The 23374-nt window shown below is 32.5% G+C and carries 23 protein-coding genes; all 23 read right to left on the reverse strand.

Annotation, left to right across the window (positions count from 1 at the left end; genetic code table 11):
- Positions 1-72 precede the first annotated feature (72 nt).
- Positions 73-951, reverse strand: a complete 879-nt coding sequence (locus C8C83_RS15935; protein ID WP_121329411.1) for an AraC family transcriptional regulator — start codon at positions 949-951, stop codon at positions 73-75.
- A 383-nt stretch (positions 952-1334) separates the two neighbouring features.
- The gene (locus C8C83_RS15940; RefSeq protein ID WP_121329412.1) at positions 1335-2366 is read right to left on the reverse strand and encodes a hypothetical protein; all 1032 of its coding nucleotides are present in this window, start codon (positions 2364-2366) and stop codon (positions 1335-1337) included.
- On the reverse strand, positions 2357-3595 hold the full coding sequence (locus tag C8C83_RS15945) for a hypothetical protein (protein ID WP_121329413.1): 1239 nt from the start codon (positions 3593-3595) through the stop codon (positions 2357-2359). Before C8C83_RS15945 ends, C8C83_RS15940 begins: the two co-directional genes overlap by 10 nt.
- Positions 3596-3977: 382 nt before the next feature.
- Positions 3978-4850 (reverse strand): hypothetical protein, encoded by an 873-nt coding sequence (locus C8C83_RS15950; protein WP_121329414.1) that lies wholly within the window; start codon positions 4848-4850, stop codon positions 3978-3980.
- A gap of 17 nt (positions 4851-4867) precedes the next feature.
- Positions 4868-7081, reverse strand: a complete 2214-nt coding sequence (locus C8C83_RS15955; protein WP_121329415.1) for a hypothetical protein — start codon at positions 7079-7081, stop codon at positions 4868-4870.
- A 59-nt stretch (positions 7082-7140) separates the two neighbouring features.
- Positions 7141-9390 (reverse strand): hypothetical protein, encoded by a 2250-nt coding sequence (locus C8C83_RS15960; protein WP_121329416.1) that lies wholly within the window; start codon positions 9388-9390, stop codon positions 7141-7143.
- Between the two features lie 17 nt (positions 9391-9407).
- Positions 9408-11468 (reverse strand): hypothetical protein, encoded by a 2061-nt coding sequence (locus tag C8C83_RS15965; RefSeq protein WP_121329417.1) that lies wholly within the window; start codon positions 11466-11468, stop codon positions 9408-9410.
- 53 nt (positions 11469-11521) lie between these two features.
- The gene (locus C8C83_RS15970; RefSeq protein ID WP_121329418.1) at positions 11522-11917 is read right to left on the reverse strand and encodes a hypothetical protein; all 396 of its coding nucleotides are present in this window, start codon (positions 11915-11917) and stop codon (positions 11522-11524) included.
- Positions 11918-12039: 122 nt separating this feature from the next.
- A complete protein-coding gene (locus C8C83_RS15975) occupies positions 12040-12510 on the reverse strand; it encodes a phage holin family protein (RefSeq protein WP_099708945.1) in 471 nt (156 codons plus the stop codon).
- A gap of 15 nt (positions 12511-12525) precedes the next feature.
- A complete protein-coding gene (locus C8C83_RS15980; protein WP_121329419.1) occupies positions 12526-12990 on the reverse strand; it encodes a hypothetical protein in 465 nt (154 codons plus the stop codon).
- Between the two features lie 82 nt (positions 12991-13072).
- A complete protein-coding gene (locus tag C8C83_RS15985; protein ID WP_121329420.1) occupies positions 13073-15610 on the reverse strand; it encodes a hypothetical protein in 2538 nt (845 codons plus the stop codon).
- A 32-nt stretch (positions 15611-15642) separates the two neighbouring features.
- Positions 15643-16305, reverse strand: a complete 663-nt coding sequence (locus C8C83_RS15990; protein ID WP_121329421.1) for a hypothetical protein — start codon at positions 16303-16305, stop codon at positions 15643-15645.
- A gap of 15 nt (positions 16306-16320) precedes the next feature.
- Positions 16321-17388, reverse strand: coding sequence for a hypothetical protein (locus C8C83_RS15995; RefSeq protein WP_121329422.1), 1068 nt, complete (start codon positions 17386-17388; stop codon positions 16321-16323).
- A gap of 203 nt (positions 17389-17591) precedes the next feature.
- The gene (locus C8C83_RS16000) at positions 17592-17894 is read right to left on the reverse strand and encodes a hypothetical protein (RefSeq protein ID WP_121329423.1); all 303 of its coding nucleotides are present in this window, start codon (positions 17892-17894) and stop codon (positions 17592-17594) included.
- Positions 17881-18183, reverse strand: coding sequence for a hypothetical protein (locus C8C83_RS16005; protein ID WP_121329424.1), 303 nt, complete (start codon positions 18181-18183; stop codon positions 17881-17883). Before C8C83_RS16005 ends, C8C83_RS16000 begins: the two co-directional genes overlap by 14 nt.
- 234 nt (positions 18184-18417) lie before the next feature.
- A complete protein-coding gene (locus C8C83_RS16010) occupies positions 18418-18750 on the reverse strand; it encodes a hypothetical protein (RefSeq protein ID WP_121329425.1) in 333 nt (110 codons plus the stop codon).
- Positions 18751-18756: 6 nt separating this feature from the next.
- Positions 18757-19227, reverse strand: coding sequence for a hypothetical protein (locus C8C83_RS16015; protein WP_121329426.1), 471 nt, complete (start codon positions 19225-19227; stop codon positions 18757-18759).
- A 4-nt stretch (positions 19228-19231) separates the two neighbouring features.
- The gene (locus C8C83_RS16020; protein WP_132011806.1) at positions 19232-19714 is read right to left on the reverse strand and encodes a M15 family metallopeptidase; all 483 of its coding nucleotides are present in this window, start codon (positions 19712-19714) and stop codon (positions 19232-19234) included.
- A 436-nt stretch (positions 19715-20150) separates the two neighbouring features.
- On the reverse strand, positions 20151-20501 hold the full coding sequence (locus C8C83_RS16025) for a hypothetical protein (RefSeq protein ID WP_121329428.1): 351 nt from the start codon (positions 20499-20501) through the stop codon (positions 20151-20153).
- Between the two features lie 137 nt (positions 20502-20638).
- A complete protein-coding gene (locus tag C8C83_RS16030) occupies positions 20639-21175 on the reverse strand; it encodes a hypothetical protein (protein WP_121329429.1) in 537 nt (178 codons plus the stop codon).
- On the reverse strand, positions 21172-22053 hold the full coding sequence (locus C8C83_RS16035) for a hypothetical protein (protein WP_121329430.1): 882 nt from the start codon (positions 22051-22053) through the stop codon (positions 21172-21174). The genes C8C83_RS16030 and C8C83_RS16035 overlap by 4 nt, the downstream gene beginning before the upstream one ends.
- Before the next feature lie 36 nt (positions 22054-22089).
- The gene (locus C8C83_RS16040; RefSeq protein WP_121329431.1) at positions 22090-22434 is read right to left on the reverse strand and encodes a hypothetical protein; all 345 of its coding nucleotides are present in this window, start codon (positions 22432-22434) and stop codon (positions 22090-22092) included.
- A gap of 426 nt (positions 22435-22860) precedes the next feature.
- Positions 22861-23286: a hypothetical protein gene (locus tag C8C83_RS16045; RefSeq protein ID WP_035684757.1), complete on the reverse strand. Its 426-nt coding sequence runs from the start codon at positions 23284-23286 to the stop codon at positions 22861-22863.
- Positions 23287-23374: the final 88 nt, after the last annotated feature.

Here is a 23374-nt window from a genome sequence, read left to right on the forward strand (position 1 = left end):
GTCAATAGTTTTTTAATTGATTATTGACACAAAGTTGCAGCCATTATAAACAAATCATTTGTCTGAAAAGAATTATGATTTGTTTGAAAGGAACTGTTGCCGAACTTCATTGGGACGCATTCCGAATTTCTTGTGAAATGCATTCGAAAACGAACTTAAACTTTCGTAGCCAACTTCCCAAGCTGATTCTTGTACGGTTCTTTCGCTTTCGCGGAGTAATTCGTATGCTTTATGAAGTCGTTCTTCCTGAACATATTTAAAAACCGGAATGCCAAATAATTCCTTGAAGTTCTTTTTGAGTTTGTTACTATTCAAACCTACCATTTGAGATAATTGCGTAATCGAAGGAGGTTTCGAATAACTATTAGTTACAATTTCTTTGGCTTTATAAAGTTTGTTTTTGTCTGTTTCCGAAAAGTCAATTTTGGTTCCTGTGGTTAAAAGAGCATAAAAATGTGCCAATAATTCATTGATCTGGCTTTTTAAAAACAACAATCTTGTATTTCCTGTATAAGAAGTATTAAAGATTTTCTGAACCGCCAATTGCATATCAAGCGTCATATAAAAGGAGGGACCTTCGACAAAATGTTCTTTCGGATTTAGTAAGTCCGGAAGATGCTTTTCAAAAATTTCTTTTTCGGCCTCAGGCAAAGAATGAAGATGTTTAGGTTTCGTAAAAATACTAATCGATTGTAACGGTTTATCGGGTTCGATTTTATGGGAGAATTCTACTTTTTGATTTCCAAAGAAACAAATTGCCAAACCTGTTGTGTTCGTCAAATATTTGGTTTGATTGTTATGTTTGATTTCTAGTTCGACATTGCCAGAACCGTAAAAAGCAAACCCAACGGCGTCACCATCAATTTCACACTTCTGAACAAAAGTTTTAGAAGTATTCGATTGTTCGATTAAAACAATAAAGTCATTTAATTCTATGATATCTGTTGTCATTGGTTTTTAGATATTTGACTACAAAAAGTATGAAAAGTTACCATTTATTTTTAATTCGGTATTTATGATGATTGAAGTTTTATAAAGAAACGTTGTTACAATACAAAAACCTGTGGAGTTATAAATATAAAGGATGAATTTAACCGCAAAGTTCGCAAAGATTTAATTTTACTTTACGCAAATAGAAAACACAAAGATTCGCAAAGCTAGATCAACACAAAGCTTTGCGAACTTTGCGGTTAAAATGATTATTCAATGCAAAATATTTTATGTTTCTCCGCAGGTTTTTGTATTGTACCAACGTTTCCTATATTGATTAAAAATAAAAAGGGAATAGTTCTGAAACTATTCCCTTTTGAGTATTGAAAACTAATAAATTGAGTCTATTTGTGCTCTGTAATATTAGATTGATTCAGCTTAATAATTCGTATTTTTTTGTTTGTATTATCAGACAAGAAAAGGCGATCGTTAAGTTGCGCTGTACTAACAATTGTTCCAAAAGGATTTTGTCCCATAATGTCAGAAGCATTCACTCTTGCGTTGTATTTTTTATCTAAAAACTCCCCTTTAGGATAAAGACGTAAATAATTTACACTTCCAATATTTTCAGATGTAATTGCCCAATCTTTACTAAAATTGATGGCAATAGGCTTGGCATCAAAAGCTGTATTTGTTGGTTTTAAAGGTTCTGTCAACGAAGCTGCAGCATTAGCTTTAATAGACGCAATTTTATAATACAAATAGCTTTTGGCATCTCTTCCGGCTACTATTAAATTTCCGCTTTCAACATCCAAGGAATAAACCTGATCATAACCGTTTAAAGTATTTAGTTTGGCAATAGGTTTTAAATTCCAATCGCTGGTTTCTGTAATTTGAGTAGTTTCAAAAACTTTAATTGAGGTTTCTTTTTCCTTCACGAATACTAATCCGTCTCTAACTACAACACCAAAAACGTGTACAAAAGTTTGCCACCATTGCCCATTTCCAACCGTATTGATTCCTGCAGTTGTAGCTTCGTCCATCACAAAGAGTCTGGAGTCAACACTTCCAATATAAATGCGGCCATTATCAACGCTAACGGAAGAAAGTTTGGTAAACGGAATTGTAGTTGTTCCTTTTGTATATGCCGAAATTGTTTTTAGATGTTTTAAGGTCAGAGCGTCAAAGATTTCAAAAACGTCTCCATTACAAACGTACAATTTGTTGTTTGCAATTGTTATCCCTTGCGGATCTAAGGTTCCTTTTCCGTCTCCAATTTGGGCAGCGGTAATAGAAGCTTCTTCGGTTGGGTAATAATAGCTGGATGTTGGTGAGGTATTTTCTTGGTTGTCATCTTTGCTGCAATTGGTAAAAAGGCAAAGTAATGCTATAAAAAAAGGTATTTTGTTCATGATAGTTTTAGTGGTTATTTCCATTTTCCTTCTCCTTTATATTTTACTAAAAATGTATTTTTAGGATTAATAGTAAATACAGGTTTTTTGTAAGTACCGGTTAAATAAGTTGTTTTTGTGTAACTTTTTAAGACATCCGGATCAAGAAAAGGAAGATCATTTAAGTAAATCAGGTATTTATAAAACTCGGTTAACATTTCCTGCTGACCGCCACCTTGACCACTATTAGCTAAATTACTACTATGGCTGTAACCGCTATGATGCGAATATTCGTGTGACCAAACCGACATTTCTCCAACCCAATGTCCGGTTACATAACCGGATTCCCATTGCGAAGCTAATGCGCCACCGCCCCAGGCCGAACCTCCGCCAACCATTGCCATATTCAAATTTCGGTTGTCGATGTACGTATTATAAGCAGTTTCAATTTGAGCTTTGGTTAAATAATCATAAACACCGTCTACATCTTCGGCATTTCCGTGCCAGTTTAGTGCACCATTAACGGTCTCAGTTCCGGCTGCTGTGGCTTGTTCTCTTTTGTATCGATCAAAATTCATAAAGGTATCGTAATACAAAGGATGACTTATTGCATAAGAATAATTGATAATCATTGTAATGGCTTCTTTGGCCAAAACTGGATTCATTGGTAAAAATTTATTAGGATCGTCAGCAGGATTATTAAGGTGGTACTGTGTACTGAATTGTACTAATCGATTTGATTTTATCTTTTTGAATTTTTCGAATAAAGGATCACTTGATTCTACTGAAAACTGGATTGCACCAGACGAGAATCCTGAAATTTGATCAATTGTAACCGTTTTTCCATCCTCTAATTTGTAATCATGTTTTCCTTTGACTAAAGGAATTTGGTGAAAAGAACGGTGAAAAGCCGGAACTTTAGAAAATTCGTAGATTACAAATCGTTTGTCGTAATTGGCTAATTTTGCATAAACTTTTACATCTGTAAGTCCAACTGGGGAATAAAGGGAAATTTGTACAGAATCTTTTCCTTTTTGGATGACTTGCATCGGCTGATTTACGCGAAACCAACGGTCTTTGTTGTCATACATTTTAGAGGAACTTTCAGCGTCCTCAAACATGGTCATAGGTTTATTACCTGCAGGTAAATTTGTTGCGTCGATGCTCGACAGATACTCAGCTTTGTAATTTTCGTCTTTTGAATCGTCGCTGCATCCAACAAGGATTCCTGCGAATAATACAAAAGAGAAAAAATAAGAAATGGTTTTTCTCATAAGGTTTGTAGGTTAAATTTGGGATTTTAATTCTAGCACAAAACTATCATTATCCTTGCGGAAAACAAGAATATTGACAGAAAATTGCTGTTTTAATTTGTTATGTAAGTAAGTTTTTTTAGAATTTTGTTACATTCAAATTGTTCATTTATACCTAATTTATTACTAAAGCGAATGTAAAAGAGAATCAGAAAATGGACTTTTAAATTTGGTTAAAAGTGCTTTGAATTTGATTAAAAGTTAAGTGTTTGACTATTTGGATATAACTTTATTGGTTGTCAAAACTATTGAAAGGGGCAATTTTTTTTTAATATAAAAGATTAAAAGCCCTTTAAATCATTTTAAAGGGCTTTTGAATAGTTGTGTTTTATGTGTTTATTTATTATGGTACCGGTTCACCCAATATTTTCAACCAGCCTGTTTGTGATTTTACATAAATAGTATGTTCTCCACCGCTACTCAAAAGTGAGTCACAAATTACCTGAAACCCTACTAGTGCGTCTGGATAGGTTGCGTTTAAAAATGTGCTGGATAAGGCTGTAGAAGTATTGTTTAATACTGCTATATCATCTGTTGTAGCTAATTCACCATCTTTATTAGGTAATGATACTATATAGTCCTTTTTTCCGGCTGAAGCATTAAAATAGAGATGTTTTTTAAATCCTGTTCTTTTATCGAGTGCTTCAATTCGTTGCATGTCATAACTAACTTTCGCACCAGGGCTATCAGACACAAAGCCTGATAAACCATTACTATAGCCTAACGTTGTTATAGTGGCTGGTGTTGCATCATTGAGCCCAACTTTTATAACTTTGCCTCCCATGTTTAAATCATTTAGAGCACCGGTATAAGGAACGCTATCATCTGTAGTAGCTAAGACAAACGGTCCATGTGATTTTTCAGGGAAGATGTAACTTGCACTTGTATTGGGAGTAGTTTTTATGAAACTGAGAGAATTTGATGCATAATTGTTTTGATCAATGTATTCTATTCCAGTTGTTCTAAATTCCATTATTTGATTTGTAGTATCATTTCGAGATCTAAATAAATCGGGTTGCCAATTGGTTTCAAGTCCGTTGTAAATTCCTGAACCAAAATAAGTTATTCTTTCTTCTCCGGAAAATATATTCCCTCCATCTTTGGTAGATTGAAAACTTACTGGTTTATTATCTTTAATTGATACCTCAACATTTCCTGTTTCCGGATCAGGTTCATTACCGTTTACTGTTCTAATTCCGTATTTTTTCTTAGTCATTTTCTTGTGTTTTTAAATTAGTCATTAATGTCGCTTATAACTAAATTATCGTCGTTGTCGTAATAACGGATTTTAGTTGTTCCATCAGGTCTATTGTATATTTCCTTTGAAATAGAAGGATTTAAAAGCAATGAATCTTCATAGGGTGGAATGTTATAAATACTTGAATTTTTAAGCAAACTTAAATTTGACATTGTAGAATCTGAAGGAATAAGATAATTTCCAGAGCTGGAACCTTCTTTAAAGGTGCATTGAGTTTGTCCGGAATTATTTTTAAATTCAACATTTTGTTGACCAGATCCTCCCGAAAAAGTTAAATATTCCTGATAACTATTTGGTCCGAATATGCAATTGGATTGCTCGGCAGAATCTAAAATTATCGATTTTTGATAACTTCCGGTAAAATTGATGTTTTCAAAATAAGAGTGAGAAACTGCAATGTTTGAAACACCTTTATAAAAGTTAGAATTAAAAGGATTGCCAAATTGAAATGCTTTAATTGCAGATTCTCTACCAAAATTATCATAATCAGATCTGTTATAAATTACATCGTTACCTGATTGAATTTCATATCTGCGAGAGATCGTGTCATTAGAATAATCATATTCAATAATATCTAAAACAGGTTTGTAATTATCTTCATTATATTGATCTTTTGTCCAATCGTAAGACAATGTGAATTGATCGTAATATTGTCCTATTGTTCCAGAATTGTTTGTCCAGGAGTATCCTCCCCAAATGGTTTTATCTCCTACAGAAATTGTCAATAAATCTATACTCTTAATTATTGTAGTTGATTTACTAATATCTCCTTTTATTGATGTAGCAGAATTCCAATCACCTGATAATGGGATAAAATTACCATTATTAATATTCCCTATTAATTTACCTGTAGAATCATTATTGGCTGTAATAAATTCATCATCAATGAATGGCAAAATAATATGACTATTCAAAACCCAGGTATAAGCTTCAATGTAAGCCATTATATAGACTTCATCCAAATCTTTAATTATTATTTTACCTGAAATAGCAGATCCTTGCGAAAATGGTCTTATGGTTCCAAATTCATCAATTCGTATAATACTTTCTATAAAATAACCTGCTATTGTTACATATATTTTTCCATTTGAATCAGCATTAATATCATTTACAGTGTTTGGCATTTCATATAATGATATTAAAGTACCATAAGAATTAAATTTTACTACAAATCTATTTTCATCAAAGCCGGTTAAATATATGCAATCATCCATTCCTATATTAACTATGGTACTAACGGTACCATAAAATATAATAGTAGATGTGCCGTCTGCAGTAAATCTAATAAGACTTTGGATTGAAATATCTACTGTATAAATGTTATTAAATGAATCGATACAAATATCTGAGAATTCTCCTCCTGTAGCAAATTCAGTTTCAATTCCAGTAGATGTAACTATTTTGCTAATTCTTTTAGGACCTATTATAAATAAATCATTATTAGAGTCAATTACCATTGCTTTTGATGACAGTACATCTAATGTTTTTATGAAATTAATGGTTCCATTAGGTTCTACACGATGTAAAGTATTATTCGCCAATACCACATATAAGTTATCATTCGAATCTATAACTACGTCATTGATATTTGCAGAAAATGTGGAAAACGCATTTATTCCTGGGCCACTTTTCTGAATTTTATTATTGTTATATGCCCATGCATAAATAATTTGAGATGTGGAATCAAATAACATATCTTGTGGTCTACCATAATTTGAATTCCAAGAAATGACTCTTTTAAAATTGGTTTGAACTAGATCGATTTTATTTTTTAAAGCTCCATATATTCCAAAACCATCAACACTCTGGTCATATCTAGGATTCCAAAATTCTCCATGACCATTTTTTTCTAATTTGTTATTTGTTGCTGCCCTTAAATAAATAGTAGTTCCGCTTGAGGTTCCATCATCATACAAAGCGGGATGAACTCCGCTTATTTTATAATAAGCGCCTGGAATCAAAGAATTATTACTTATTAAATTATCCAATTCTGATTTAGTCACAGAAATAGTTGAGCCACCGCCTAAAGAGCTTTGCGAAACATATTTTACAGTATTGTCGCTGCCTCTTACTAATATATCATCTTCTTTAGTACCTTCATTAACAGTTTGTAGTTTTAGAGGTTTGTTAATAATCTGTACTAGTGAAGGTTCTTCTTCAAGAGCCTTGTTAATATTATCTTTTATCATGTTGTTGTTTTCTTTTTTCGGTATTTTGCAAAAGATTGATTTTTGTCCATAACGCCGGTTTATTGGGTTATTGTAATAGCATATTGAATCCAACCTGAAACAGTTTTTTCATAGGTTAAAGCTCCGTTTGTAATATTTAAACATCTTACTCTAAAACCTGATAATGCATTTGGATATGTCGTTGTGAGAGTAGCACTTGACAATACTGTAGTTGTTACGTTATCTATGGCACCGGTATTGTCTACATAACCTTTAGTAACTAAAGAAGTAGCTCCACCAGAAACGATAAGAGCTTGTGTTAGGTTAGGTGTTTTTAATTCGCCTGTTGTGCTTTTTGTAATAGCAACATTACCAACTCCATCAGATATTGTTATCGTATTTGATGCTGAAGCGCTTAAACCTGTAACTTTTCCTAAAACTACGTTGCCACTTCCTGTTGTTATACCTGTGGTGTTACCATTATTTGGTGCAATAATCAGATTGTTGGAACCAGTTGTAATACCGCCACCAGCGGCAATAAATCCAGTATCGGCAACTATCACATTTGCGTTTCCAGTTGTAATGCCAGAACCAGCCTGTAAACCAATAGCAATATTGTACATACCGGTTGTTTGAGATCGTAAAGAAGTATCACCAATTGATATACCATTACCAGTTGTATTATTATACATTGCATTACTTCCAATTGCAATACTTCGATGGCCGAAAATATTTGAACCTGATACTCCCACATTACTTTTCAAAGCCGAAGCACCTATGGCAACATTGGCAGAACCAAATTGATTAGCGTTTAAAGTACTAGCTCCAATTGCTGTATTGTAGGATCCTGTAGTGTTAGATGTCGAAGAATAAGCTCCTATAGAAGTGTTAACTAATCCCGTTGTATTATAATATAAAGAGAATGAGCCGATACCTGTGTTGTAAGCTCCTGTTGTGTTACTATACAAAGATTCGTAACCTACGGCAGTACTATTATTACCTGTTGAATTTGAAAATAAAGAATAATCTCCTAAAACCACATTAGTCGTAAGATTGCCTCCACCTTTACCAATTCTTATTCCGTTAATTAATTTATCCACACCCCCTAATTCCTGTAATGATGTATTATCTACAAGACCAGTTGTTGTGCCTGATACGGGAGAATTGGTAGTTATGTCATCTAGTGTTGCTAATGTATAAGTTCCCGATGGCTTCTCAGGGAATTTATATTCACCTTTTCCATCAGTGAGTCTCTTCCATATCAGTTTATTTGATTTTAAATCATCCTGCGTTGCATAGGTTACATCATTTGTATAATAAGCAATACGATTGTTATCATTTTCACTACTTATAAAAAAACCATATGGAAGGACATCCGATCTTCTTCCGTATATAGCGTCAAGATTGGATATAGTATTAGCTGTTATTAATGAATAAGCTTTAGATTCATCACCTATTGACATGCTCATCCCAATAGCATTGTTACCAGATTCTAATACATTTTGTAATGTAGGGGACTTAATATCATCTAATGTGGCCAAATCATAATTTCCAGAAACTTTTGCTGGCAAGTAAAAATTTGTATTATTGTCTATAGGGTCTTTAAATAGTAATCTAGAAGTTAAATTTCCATCATCTTTTACTTGATATAGTATAACCTTGCCACTTTCTAATGCAAGAACACCTGCTTCATGATTAAACCTAGATGTAAGAATCAAATTAGAAAAAACATCTGTAGCCCTAATATCAGTGCTTACTCCAGAGTTTAAAGAAGGACTATCTATGTATGCTAAACCACCTCCTCCATTTAAGGCTTTTTGTAATGTAATATCGTCTAAAGTCGCTAAGGTTCCGTCTTTATCTTGAAAACTTGCTGTGTGGGTAATTTCAGAACCAATAACATCAGGAAATTTAACAACGAAGTTAGATCCTGAATTAAAATTAGTTGTCTGAATAACTTTACTACCGTATAATGTTACATTCTCTGTATCTGAAATGCTTAAAAAATCATCATTCAAATGAGAAGATTTGCCAGATTGATCATTATTATATGTAAACCCTGATTCAGAATCTACATTAATTGTTTTTTCAATTCCAGACAAAATATCTTCACGCTTAATTTCTATTATATTTGATTCTATTCTATTTGTCCATCTTGTATCTTCGTTAGAAGTAGTTAAAATTATTGGTATATCTGCGTTAGATATATTTCCGTTTTCCAAAGTTTGTTGTAAATCCTGAGAACCTCCAACCGATACCTCAACATCTCCTGTTTCCGGATCAGGTTCATTACCGTTTACTGTTCTAATTCCGTATTTTTTCTTAGTCATTTTTTTGTATTTTTAAATTAGTCATTAATGTCGCTTATAACTAAATTATCGTCGTTGTCGTAATAACGGATTTTAGTTGTTCCGTCAGGTCTATTGTATATTTCTTTTAAAATAGAAGGATTTAAAAGCAATGAATCTTCATTAGGTGAAATATTATAAATGTTTGAATTTTTAAGTAAACTTAAATTTGACATTGTAGAATTTGGTGGAAGTAGATAATTTCCTGAGCTAGAGCTTTCCTTAAGGTCACATTGAATCTGTCCGGAATTATTTCTAAATTCAACATTTTGTTGACTAGATCCTCTCGAAAAAGTTAAATATTCCTGATAACTATTTGGTCCGAATATACAGTTTGATTGCTCAGCAGAATTTAAAGTTATCGATCTTTGATAGCTTCCGGCAAAATTGATGTTTTCAAAATAAGAGTGAGAAACCGTAATGTTTGAAATTCCTTTGTAAAAGTTAGAATTAAAAGGATTGCCAAATTGAAATGCTTTTATTGCAGATTCTCTACCAAAATTATCGTAATCAACTCTGGAATAAATTACATCGCTACCTGATTCAATTTCATATCTGCGAGAGATTCTATCATTTGAATAATCATATTCAATTATATCTAAAACCGGGTTATAATTATCTTCATTATATTGATCTTTTGTCCAATCATAAGACAATGTAAATTGATCGTAATATTGTCCTTTTGTTCCTGAATTGTTTGTCCAGGAATATCCTCCCCAAATTGTTTTATCTCCTATGGAATGCGATTGTTCTGGTTCATCCGTTGAAAGTTTAATAACATTATTTGAATCCATATTTACAAAATATAAATCATTACCAGAAGAGCAAACCGCAAAAGGTGTGTAAAAGGATGGATTATCATAAATTACAGTTATTGAACCATCTGACATTATTTTAGCCGCATGAGAAGTATAGCCGTAAAGAACAATAACGTCGTCATTTGTATCTAGACATATTCCTCTTGCAGGAAATGGCACTCTTGCTAATATTGAAGATGTGCCATCAGGTAAGATTTTGGTTACTGTTCCAGTACTGGCATTACTGACATATAAATTTCCAGTTGCTCTGGAAAAGCATATATCTTGTGGAACTTCAATGCCAACAGCAAATATGTTTGATGTCGTACCATCTTGAAGAATTTTTGTAATACTTCCACTATTTGTTACATATACGTTGGCATCATTATCTAAACACATACTAAGAACTATATTTCCACAAGTTCCATGAATTGTGAAAGACCCATTTGGTAGAATTTTAACAACATCCTGATATGTGTAATTTGCCACATATACATTTCCGTCTGAATCTACGCATATATCAGAATTTCCATTTCTCCCCAAATCTGTCAATGTAGATAAAACACCAGATGAATCTAGTTTAGAAATTTTTTTTTCGCCACCGCCTATCATATAAACGACATCGTCTAAACCGATACATAATTTATCTGTTCTGGATCGGCTTGATGTATCGATATCAATTCTTGTTCCGTTAGGCAAGATTTTTGTAACACCACTGCCTCCTTGAACAGGATTTGCGTTTGCCGTATAAACAACACCATTACTATCAACAACTATGCTTTGTACATTATTTCCAGTACTTGATAATACTTGTGCATAATATCCTGCATCGTTCGGTGTATAAGTCTTTGAATTCCATATATTGAATCCATTGATTGACCGATCATATTTAGGATTATAAAACAATCCATGACCTTCTTTAGATAAAGTGTTTTCTGTTAAAGCTTGTAAAAATATTGTAGTTCCTGAATTAGTTCCATCATCATACAAACTTGGCTGTACTCCGCTTATTTTATAATTAGCATCAGGAATTAAAGAATTATTATTTATCAAATTATCTAATTCTGATTTAGTCACAGAAATAGTTGAACCACCTAAAGAGCTTTTTGAAATGTATTTTACAGTGTTATCAGCACCTCGCACAAGTATATCATCTTCGTTACTACCTTCATTAACAGTCTCTAATTTTAGCGGCTTGCTAATAATCTGCACCTTTGCGGATTCTTCTTCTTCAGGAGTTTTATTAATATTATTTTTTATCATTTCGTATTTTGTTTTTTAATTGTGAGATTTCAGTTTAAGAAATAGAGGTTACTTTATTTTCTAAAAACTATCAAACCATTCTTCACCTCATCAGATTCAAGAAAAGAACTGTTTTCCAGATCAAACTGAATGGTGAAATCTGTTTTGTAGTCCAATATTTCAAATTGTGATCCGTCTCCGGCAATGATTATGTCGAGGGATTTTTTTAAGTTTTCTATTTCCTCGTCACAAATCAATTCATTGCCGGATAAGAACAGATCATAGGTTTTTAGTTTTGTTTGTATTATGCTGCTAAAAGTTACTTTGTAAATTTCAGCATCAAAGAATGCTGCAGATGCTTTTTTGTTCACAACAGAAAAGGATTCGCTGAGATCTATTGTGTTTTTTATTCTTCTAATCTTAAATATTCGTTCTAATTGGTAAGGCGCATTTTTAGTTTCTACTTTCAAATTGGTTGGTTAGTTTAAAGACTGGAATTTAGATTCGGAAGAAAAAGAAAGTAGTTTTTTTTTATTTTTTAAAGTACTTGCGTGAATTGTTGCAGGTACTATTTTTGTGTTGAGCTATTGGTTTATTTTTCGATATGGTATTTAGGGTCAATTGTAATCAAAAGGCGTTTGAATAATTGTATCAAACGTTCTCTTATTGATTTAAGAATCAAGGTCATTGCGTCGAAATTTTCGACTTCTTTCTTTGTTTTTATGGCAATTATATTGCTGATTATGGAAATTCCGTCGCTAACAATAAGTAAATCCATTACTATGGTTACGAACCATTTAAAGTTGTAATTAAGTCCTTTACTCATTAATGCCAAAGCTGTTGGTATTAGCAATACGGCTAATTTTGATACAAATCCCAAGGCTAACTTTTTAAAGCTAAAGGCATTATTTAATACGATGGTTTTGATTATACCCAGAAAAGTATCCATTACCATTAAGTAAAACAGAACTTTGACAATTTCTACATCCATTTCCAGATACATAAAGACTCCATAAAGCAGTAATTTTAGTTCATTTGAATATTCTGAGATTTTATGCATCATAGTTTTTTTTGGGGTTTAGTCTTCTATTATAGATTTTTTGGCATGATCAAAATCAATTACTCCCAGTAAATTGGTGAATCTTTTTCCGAAATCGGTTAGCGTATTATCTCTTTCATTTTCGCCTAAATTGTCGCTTATGGTTTCCCGAATAACTCCAAATTGATTTGTAGACGAAGCGATAATAAAATTGTCATTTAATAATGCGCCGCCGACTGTATTTCCGGTAATGTCAATAGATAAACTAAGTTTTCTCAGATAGCTTAAAAAGCCTTTCCATTTTGTAATGGAGTATACAAAGCAAATAGGGTAGATGCCTAAAGAACAAATCAATGCAAACAAAAAAAGGGTCCATTCTGTGTAATGTTTTTTCGAAATAAATAAAGTTGGTAGAAGTAAAATAGTTAAGGGTATCATTGCCAAGATTGTGATTGAAAGCCACAGCAATGCCGAAGCTGTAAAAATAATTTTCACAATTTTCATGTATAGTCTTTTATGATTAATGATTTTAGAATAAATAATCTTTTGGGGTATAAAACCCCAAAAGATTATTACAGATTATTATTTATTGTTGTTCTATTGGTTGTTTATTGTTGTGAGCAACAATTCCGGAAATAACATAATTATCTACGTCTTCAACATCCAGAAGTATTACATCTAAAGGTTCTTCTTTAAAAATGATTGATTCAATAGCTTTTGTTTTTCCTGTTTTGTCAATTAATGACATGTCTTGTGACACATTTTTCACACAAACCCATTTCACATTTTCACCGTCTTCAGTTACTAATAACGGGTGTTGTCCGGTAGCTTTAATAGTCGTTTCTGCCGTTTTAATTTCGAAATAATTAGGTTGTAAACTTGCTTTTTTGCCTACTACAGTTACTTCTGCCTTAACACCTTCATTTAGTTTTCCGTTCCAAACCATGTAATCTCCATCAGATTCATCGATTTCATTCGGGAAAGAAAATCCTTGAAGTTTATCGCCAATTTCAATATTTTTCAGTTTTTTAGATTGTCCTGATGCCATTGTTACCAATGATTCTATATCGAAACATCCGCCTCCGCCTCCGCCACCTGGAGCTGTTAATGTAGTTTGTGAAACGACATCAGAACCACCAGATGTATTGTTGACAGCATCTCTCGCTACTATATAGTAAGAATATGTTGTACTGTATTCTAAATCACTATCAGTATAATAATTAGTTGAAATCAGACCAGGAATTTGAAGATAAGCTCCACCGCTTATTCTTCTCCATATTTCGTAATAAATAGCAGCTCCATTATTATTTGTAGAGTTATCCCACTGAAGATAGATTTCATTTGCATCTTGTAAATAGCTTGTTATATTTTGTGGTGTTGTAGGCGGCACTATTGTAGATGTGGTTACCTGTACAACATTGCTGGAAAGCGATGTGTTTCCTGCTGCATCTTTTGCCACAACATAAAAAGTGTAAGGCGTACCAGGAGTTAATCCATAAATAGTTCGGTTGAAAGTATTACCTACAGAGATTGGCGAAATAGCGTTTCCGAAGAGAACATACTCAGTAACACCAAATTCATCAGTTGCTCCTGACCAGCTTAAATATACACTTGTAGTACCAATGCTTTGTGCTGGTGCTATTAAAGTTGGTGCCGTTGGTGCCGTTTTATCCCTTGGACGTCCTGTGTATACGATAAATTGAACTACTCTGTATGGGTTCAAAAATGCGAAAGATTTTCCATCTCCAATTGTTCGCTCTAAAGCATCTCCATTGGCTTTGTAGCTTTCGCCTAAATTTCCAATTGCCATCTGAGTATTATCGCCTCCATCAGTGCTCGTTCCAGTAGAACTATTATTTTTGTAGTCACCAGATCCTGCAGCAAAACTTTTGAATGGAGAGTCTGGCTTGTGATGATAGTGCGGAGGCAATTCATTAATGGTTATATTCTTACTCATTCGGCCTCCCTCAGATCCTAGTGTTTCAAAAGGGAATACCGGAGTATTGTAATAATCTCTGTAATAGCTAAAACCATTACCTCCGTCTCCATCTAGTGCATCACTTTTTTCTTCACCAGTAAAAGTCTGATGTCCTACAGGCATTTTACCTTTTAATGGTAGATATTCTTCCCAACCTTCAGGAATTGGCTCAGGTTTTCCCCAAATTGCCACAATTCCATAAGGTATCGCCGTGGCAGGTTGTGTTTCTAATTTAGTAATTCGTTTAAGTAATGAATCTAGCAGATTATTGCTTTTAAAGACTTGATTTGCACTATCAGTTATCAATAAAGAATCTGAAGATTTATCAGCAATCATATAATTTTCAGTACTTATGCTAGTATTGTCTAAATATATTTTTCCGCCAACATGAGTGTTTGTCCAATTAGATTGATAATTTAGACTAAGATTTGTCGTTCCGGGAGTACTGGTATCAACCAAAGCTTTTGCTAAATAACCATTTATATTGGTAACATCGCCTTCAATTGCATCAATGTTTCCTTCGATAGCATTGATATTTCCTTGAATTGTAGTGATATTGTTTTGAATAGTACCGACGTTTCCTTCGATTACATCAATGTTTCCTTCGATAGCATTGATGTTTCCTTCAATTACATTGATGTTGTTTTGGATTGTACCAATGTTTGATCGAACTTCTTGTAGAATTTCATCAATTGTTTTGATATCTGTAATAATTTCGAAACTTCTTAAATCATAATATCTGATTGTTTGCACGTCGCCATTTTCAGAAACCAAAATCTCATCAGCATATTTATACTGACTGTATTCTGCTTCATAATCATGATAAGCAGTTTGAGACGCTCCGGTTCCGTAGATTAAGTTTTTATCAGTTCTGGTGGTTTTTAAACAACCCATTTGAGTTCCACTTACAATAGGATATAAAACTCCTACTTGATTTCCTGGGTTTGCGGGATCTTCCTGACGGATAACTGCCCAGCCTTTTTGCTCATTTGTGGCATGAGCTACAATATAATCGTTATTGAGATCGATGCTAAAATGTCTTTTTAAAGCTTCGTACAACTCAGATCTGTAGGCTGTTTGAAGTCTTTCTAAAGTTTCTTGCTCGAGAGGAAATCCTCCTTCGTGAGTAAAATTTACTTGTTTCATTTTTATGGATTTAAATGTCTGTTGTTTTTATATTATTTTTCTAAAACTTCTGGCGAATAAGCATAGGTTTCATAACTTTTTCCGGCTAGTTTGTAGAAGTTAAGAAGATTATGAAATTCAATATTTGCTATCTTAATAGCTGCCGCTGGTGAATTGTCATTATTTGGCTGAATAATGAATGTCCCGTTGTTAATTAAACTTTCAGGAATAAATACTCTGAAATTGGCATAAGCGACTGATGTGTAATCTTTGAGATGAGCGAGATAAACGGGTTTATTTTTTTTGTATTTATATTCCGGATGCGTGTATATTTTAAGTTGCGGAATCAGTAATTCGCCTTTTGCTCTGGTGTTATCTTCTAAAAAATAATCCGGCTCATAATATTCTTTGTGCAGATATACATATTGCAAAGTAGGCTTGACAGATTCGTCGATATAAATTAACTCGTCTACACGTTTTTGGTCTATACTTGCATTTGCATCGTAATTTTTGGTTGGATTAAAAGTTTCATTTAGAATTTTTTCCAGATAAATTACCTGACCTGTGTGTTGCATTTTATAAAGAGTTTCTTCATAAATAGAACGAATAGGTGAGAGCAAAACATTGAGCCAATCTGCATGTGTTTTTTTTCTAAGAATAGGAGGGATGAGCCATAATAATAGCTTTTCCCATTTTAAAATGGTGTATTTATTCATTGTTTATGTATTAGACTATTGTTTATCTCTGTAAAATGTATACGGAATATAGTTTACCTCAACCTCAAGATTTTCCAGATCAAAATAGCCTGCTTTTGGAATGAAATATTCTATTTTAGTCACATCTGACGGTGAAGTATTTGGCTCGTCACTTGGATTTGTTGCGGCATTAGTTTGAACTTTTGTCAAAATCGGAATCTTAATTCCTTGCGCTTTCTGAATGGCATCAACCAGATATGTTTTGACAAAAGCTCCATTGAATTCGATGTTTTTCAAATGATCTTTGATAGCATCTAATACCGGAAATACATCGCTATCCGAAATCAATGAACCGTTAAAAGGATCTAAATCATCTTTAGGATCACTTTCATCCGCTGCAATTAAACCCAAATCAGAATCCGGAGTTGAGATTTTTGACTGATAATATTCAAGATCTTTTGGATTGATATAAATACTTAAAGGATCTATGTAAACATTCAGTTTCAATTTTAGAATATCGCCCTGATCAGAACTTATATAAACTTGATTTCCTGCATCTTTGATTTTTGCAATATATTCCTTGAAGGCAAAAAGCTGATTTGGAACATCGATTCTTGAAATTTTTTGGTCTTTTACAGTGGCAACTTTTATAAAAACAACTCCAACTTTATTATGAAAATAATCTGATAAGATTTCCTTTGGTTCAGATGCTGGATTAAGCACCGTTTCTAAGTCAATTTCGCTTACAGCACAATGTTTAATTATTTTAGAATCCTCAATTTCTGATTCTGTAAGTCCTGTAGTATCAAATTGATATGAACCATCTCTCCAGACCAAAAACATTTCATTGCTGGAATCCGGATCTATGGGCATTCCGTAATGAAAATTCAAAGCCTGTTCTCTGTACCAATTCAAGGTGTGAGGTCTTGAAATCAGGGCGTTTTTTTCTACTATTTTTTCGTGAACCCAAATAGCGGTTGCTACGATATTGATCCAAAGTTTCCAAATGGCGGTTTTAGAGTCATTATTTAACTTTTCCAAGGAAGGTTGTTTCCCCTTTTCGTCCAGAATTTCCTTCTGTATTTCAGCAATTGTACGTGCCATATTTTAATTTTTTAATATAGTTTAGCCTGTAAGACATGTGTAATATGCTTATAGATAAATGTTTTGATGTTTTTTGTAAATACTACTGAGATGTAGTTTTCTTTTTAGAGAATTCTAAAAGAGCAGGTTTTAAAAGTAAAATTTCAGTCTTTTTTAAGGATTTAAAACTGATATTTTAAGAAATTGTAGAGAAGGAATTTTTATTAATAAATGATAAAATCATCTTCAATAATCATATAATCAATTCCGGAGAAATTGTCCAGTAAAAACTCTTCTTCTTCAGTAAGAGCCGTTGCTGGCTTTAGGTTTCTGGAATTGTAATATTCGACAATATCCTTTTTAAAAGCTTCTCTTCCAATTTTTAAATCCTGATATACAGAAATATCCTCTGTAATGTTAAATTGATCATTGTCTTCCAGAAGATCGAATACTTTTTCTATGCTTCCATATTCTTGCAAAGAGAGATCAAAAATGTTTTGGTTTTCCTGTGGTTTAGTAGTTTCCATCGATTTTAATGTTTTGTAAATCGTTGACATCTAGTGTTTTTACATAGAATTTGTCATACGATAATTGTTTGTCTATTTCGTTTTCAAGTCTTAGCCTGGAAGTTGCATCCGGACTGTTAATGTATTTTTTAATTCCTACTCCAAGTATCGGAAACTCTTTATAACTTCCTTTTTGACTTAGCAGTAAATGTTCGATGTTTTGCTGATCGGCCTCTTGAATAGCAAAATCTCCATAGCCAGAAGCATCCACTGTAATTAACAAGTCTTCATCTACGATAAAATCTTTCATATGTCGTTATTATTTGTTGTTTTATTAATTAATTTTTCCTTTGAATTTGCGCGCCATATCCAAAAGATCTTGTTTTATTTGATACTGTAAAAATACGCCATGCTTACGCTTTAACCAAGATTTTGAAGCTTGTAAATCAGTAGTTTCAGTAAATGAAAATTCATTTTTAATTCGCTTATAATGAGTTTTTTATAGTGTATTTTTTTCTTGCTTTTGAAGATGAGAACAAGGTTTTTAAACCACTGGAATAATTAGCTCAATAATAACTTTGAAGATTATTTTTGCAATATTATTTTTAAGAGTATTTAATCTGATTTTTGATATTCCGGCAGTTTGAAGCGTTTGCAAAGTGACTAAGTCAAGCTGACTTTTTATGAGCCATTCTAATTCTTCTTCGGTAATGTCACCAGAGGCCGAAAGTGTAAACCAGCGTTCGAGTTTTTCTCTTGATGTTTCCAAAAAAGTATTTAAATCCTTTTCTAATTCAGGTTTGAGATCTTTATAACTATTTGTTATAATCGCTTTTAATTTACTTTTTAACTCCCCTATAAATTTATCGTTATCCATTGGTTTTTATGTGTTTAGGTTGATTAAGTTTAAAAGCTCCTCTTTCGATTCTTTGTCTTTTTTAATTTCATATTGAATCAATAAATCCAAAGCATCTGAAACCTGTTTTTTAGCTTCTTCCAAAAACGCCTTAGAAAGAATTCCTTTTGTTTCCCAGCGTTTGAAAAAACCAGCCAAAAGATTTTTTTCTTTATCATTCAAAATCTTGCACATCGCAAATGTGATTTCGTTATTCGGCTTGTTTTTTTCATATTCAGCCAATTTATCAAGATCAAGTAATAGATTTTCAACTTGGTTTTTATGAAGAGTATAAGACTGAGTTGCGTCATTCATTAATTTTATTGTTTCTACTTTTAGTTCCGTAGTTTTTTGATAAGAATAATGATCGTAAAGTGCCGTTTTTGTCGAAATACAAGAAGTAATTGTAAACGAAAGAACGATTAGAAATGATGCAAGTTTTAATTTTGAAAGCTTCATCTGTTTATTTGTATAAGATTACATAGTTTTTTCTGTCACGTTTTAGCTTACTCAGCACTTTCCAGTCGCTATATCCTTTTTTGTCAAAATGCGGAAGATCTTTAAACGTTTTCCAGTCTCCGCCCCAGTTCCAGTTGTATTTAGCGAAGATTTTGACACATTCCTGCCAATCAGAAACTTGATCGTTATCCCAATCTTTAGCAGTATCCCAGGAAGCGGTTTTGCCATCTATAATCAGGCAAATGTCTACGGCAAAACCATAATTATGAATAGATTGTCCGCCTTTGGCATTCGTTACTTTTTTTCCGGGTTTAGTTCGTCCAAAAGCATAAAGATCTTCTTGTTCCTGAAAAGATCTGAGTCCTTGCGTAATTCTTACTTTTGCCTTTCCGGTTAAAGCCAGATCACATTCCTCGATAATTTTGGTAACTTCTTCCCTGACCGAAGGATGAAGCAAATCAATGTGTTTTTTTGTTGTTTGATCCATATTTGTATTTATTAATGATTTCTTTTTTGAGAATAAAAAGCCTTTCCTGATTGTTCATGAAACAATCACGGTTTTAATTATTCGGTAAGATTATTTGTGTTTTGGAATTTATTTTCGGTTATAATATTGCCTTAAATAATTCCTGAAAATGTTCTTTTTTTAGAACAATAATTTTGATGGAATAAGTGCTTTTAATTACAGTATAAAAATACGCCGAAATAGCGGGTTGTGAAAATAATATCAAGTTGTAAATCAGTAGTTTCAGTAGAGAATTTTGTGTTTTTTTATGCTTTTATTTTGGAGAGTAAAACGAAAAATAAAGGCAAAAAAAATCCCGTTTTTCTTAATTAGAAAAACGGGATTTTAATGGATTGAAAAGTAAGTTTTAAATATATTAATATGAAAAATTAACTTCAATATATCTTGCTTTTTTCTGTTATATCTTTAAGTTATAAATTCCTTCTAAGAACATTACATATCGCATTGGCTGCATTTCTCCATAAGAGAATAAAAATAATACATCTTCTTTAACACAAAAATACATATCGAGGTTATCCACTGATTTATATTTTGGAATAAAAGAATCTACTTTACTAAGATTTAGATCTGATAAAATTTGATTTAATTCTGATTCATTTATATAGTTCAATAAATCTTTTAAGGAATTATCGATAAAATCAGTAACCTTAAATTTGATTTTTTTATTTGCATATGCAATCTCAAATGTTTGATGGATTATATCACTTTCAAATCCATCAAATAGTTTTTCTCTTTTGTTATTGCTCATTCGTAAAATAGATACAAATATATTATTACTTATTTTTTTTTACTCGAAATTCAATTTTGGAAGGACAATCTCTAAATCCTAAATAATAATATTCTTTACTAACACTTTTAATATAAATAGTTTTATATGAATTGTTATTATAATTTGCCATATTTTTTTCTGACACGGGCTCTTTCCACAGATTGTGGGGATGTTGGACATAATAAGTCTTCTCTTAAGGAGTCGTAGTTAATTCCTTTAACTTCTTTTATGATTGAAAATTTGCTGTCAACTAACAACATTACGATAATTGATTCAAATATTGTTTCTTTGCTTTCTTCGCATTCTTGGTCATTGAGAAAAAAATGAGTGTTTTCTTCATTTAGTGTTATTGGTGCCAAAAAACTATTCATCAGATACAAATTTACATCATTCTTAACGGTTAGTATTTTATATATTGAAGAGGATGATTCTTTGCATAATTTTCCATCATTCCCTTTCAGATAGATAATGTATTTATTAAAGGGAATTGAGTAAATGCCTCCAATTACATATTTACTATTTATACTATTATTCTGCTTTTCGAAATAATCAATTATAGTCTTTTCTAGTGAATTAGAGATGACTGATTGTGCTTTAGTTGATACACTAAAACAGAAGAAACAGCTTAAACTTATTATTAATATCTTTTTCATTCTTCATATATTTTACCACCAGTTTCAAATTGAACTTTTCCATGATTATCTGGACCAAAAGTAGACCAACCCATATCTGTTTTAATATAACCTGGTAGATTGTTATGTTTATAAATGTTTTTGTCTCCAAATAAGCCTGGTACATCATCATCATCTGTGCCACTTGGTTTTGGACCTCCAAAAGTAGGATGTGTATGATAAAATCCAGCAATGTCATAAGATTTTGTACCAATCGTAAGACAAGTGGTTGTACCATCAAAACCCATATTGTTCATTAATTTTGGAAGTTTATTGAATTTACCTAATAGAACTCCATTTTCATCAAATCTTGAACCTGAATATTTTAATCCAACTAATAACAAATCATACACTTTTGTCCTCAAGTCATCTAAGTTTGCTGTTCTCTGACCAACCATCAAAGCCGAAACTTCTCTATCATACGCATCTTGGATTTTAAGCGTTAAATTCAAAAAAGAATTTAGATCTGGTCTATTATTAAATTTAATTTCATTAAAATCAGAATTAATAATGTTTTTACCTTCTAATTGTGCTAAAGCTCCTTTATTTGCTTTTCCTATAGATTGCACTTCTTTATATAAACGATCAAAATTGTTTTTTGTTTTACGTTTCAAAGTGACATTTCCATCCTGATCAATTTCATAATCGTTTCCAGAAGACATTCCGCCAGAATTGTTCAAATTTTCTGAATTTTGATCATTACAAACATAAGGATAATTCGTGCAAAAATTTTCCATCTCAACACTATTTTTATCATCTTCAATTTGCTGACGCCAAATACTCAGCATAATTTGCCTAAACCTGGCCATTTCAGACGCGCTGGTATCTTTTAGTTCTATATCGTGGTTTTTAACAATCATTATTATGGAGTTTTAAGGAGAACAGAAAAGGTTTTTTTAGATTACCTCTATTTTTACAGGTTTAGGTTGAATATGATCTGAGAATGCTGTGGTAATATTGAGACGCAAATCATCTTCTTGCTCAATTTTGCCATCGCCGCCCAAATAGCAGTTTTTGAATAAAACTTCAAGAGCCTTGAATTCATCCATTTTTGAGGCTTGCAATACAGCAGATCGAATGCTCATATCCGGTTTTTTGAAATACGCAAAAAGTGTAGTTTCATCGTCATCTGCAATGGTTAGTTTAACTACTTTTTTATGCTTGTATTTCCATTGGTTTAGTTGCGCTTGCGTAATATTTCCGTCAAGAACATCGGCAGTTTTTGAGATTGTTTCTTCCATTTTGAGAGGTATTATTTGTTTTTATGATAGGGTAATTGATGTCAGATTTAGTGGTGTCTTTTGCTTTTGCTGAAATGTATTAGCAGCGCATAATATTTTGAGACACAGATATAAATGTCAAATCGGTTATTGTAACGGATTGACGTTTTTCTATTCTTGATAGAAATTGAATTATTTATGAAAACGGATAAAAAAAAGAGGCTGCCTGAGTTATTTCTGTTGAAGTTGAATACCCTCGAAGCAGCCTCCTGAAGTAAATTCCCTGCTTAAAACGGACTAATAAAGAGCATGTAGAATAGTTTGCATGCAAAAATCATGTTGCTTTTGAACTTCTTTTTTGCGTAACGCGTTTGATATTGGTTTTCTCTTTTTAGTCGGTTTTAGAGACAGGGAAGGGGATTATGGTTTTAGGAATTTATAGGCTGATTAGTTCCACTCAACGTGAGAACAGATCAAGTCAAAAGAAACTGCAATTTTAGTATCTCCCTGGCTAATTCCTCTGCTGTTTGAGTTAAACTCACAGTTTCTTACTGTGTGTGTAATCACTTCGTTACTATCGTCAAGGTAACTTACGATAATGCTAAAAGGATTAATATCCTGTAATCTTTGTCCTTTTGGCAAAGCAGCCAAAATTGCTTCTACCTCATAGTTGTATAAAGTGATTGAAGCTTTTGCCTCGTATTTTCCTCTACCTCTATGAACTGGCATATCTCCGGCTCCGTAATGGTTTTCTTTAGATACTGAGTCGCTATAGTTTACAGCTGTAATTCCAGTAACGATGTTACCTGCAATACTTACTTCGATAGATGACCAGCTGTGTTGTTGTCCGTTAATTAATGGTAATTTATTCATATGTCGCTTTATTTGTTTTTTTAATAATCCCGATAACGTTCAGGAGCTATAACCTTCTTCAGCGTTTTGCAACAACTGAAGAATGGCA

This window comes from Flavobacterium sp. 90, assembly GCF_004339525.1.
Taxonomy (GTDB): Bacteria; Bacteroidota; Bacteroidia; order Flavobacteriales; family Flavobacteriaceae; genus Flavobacterium.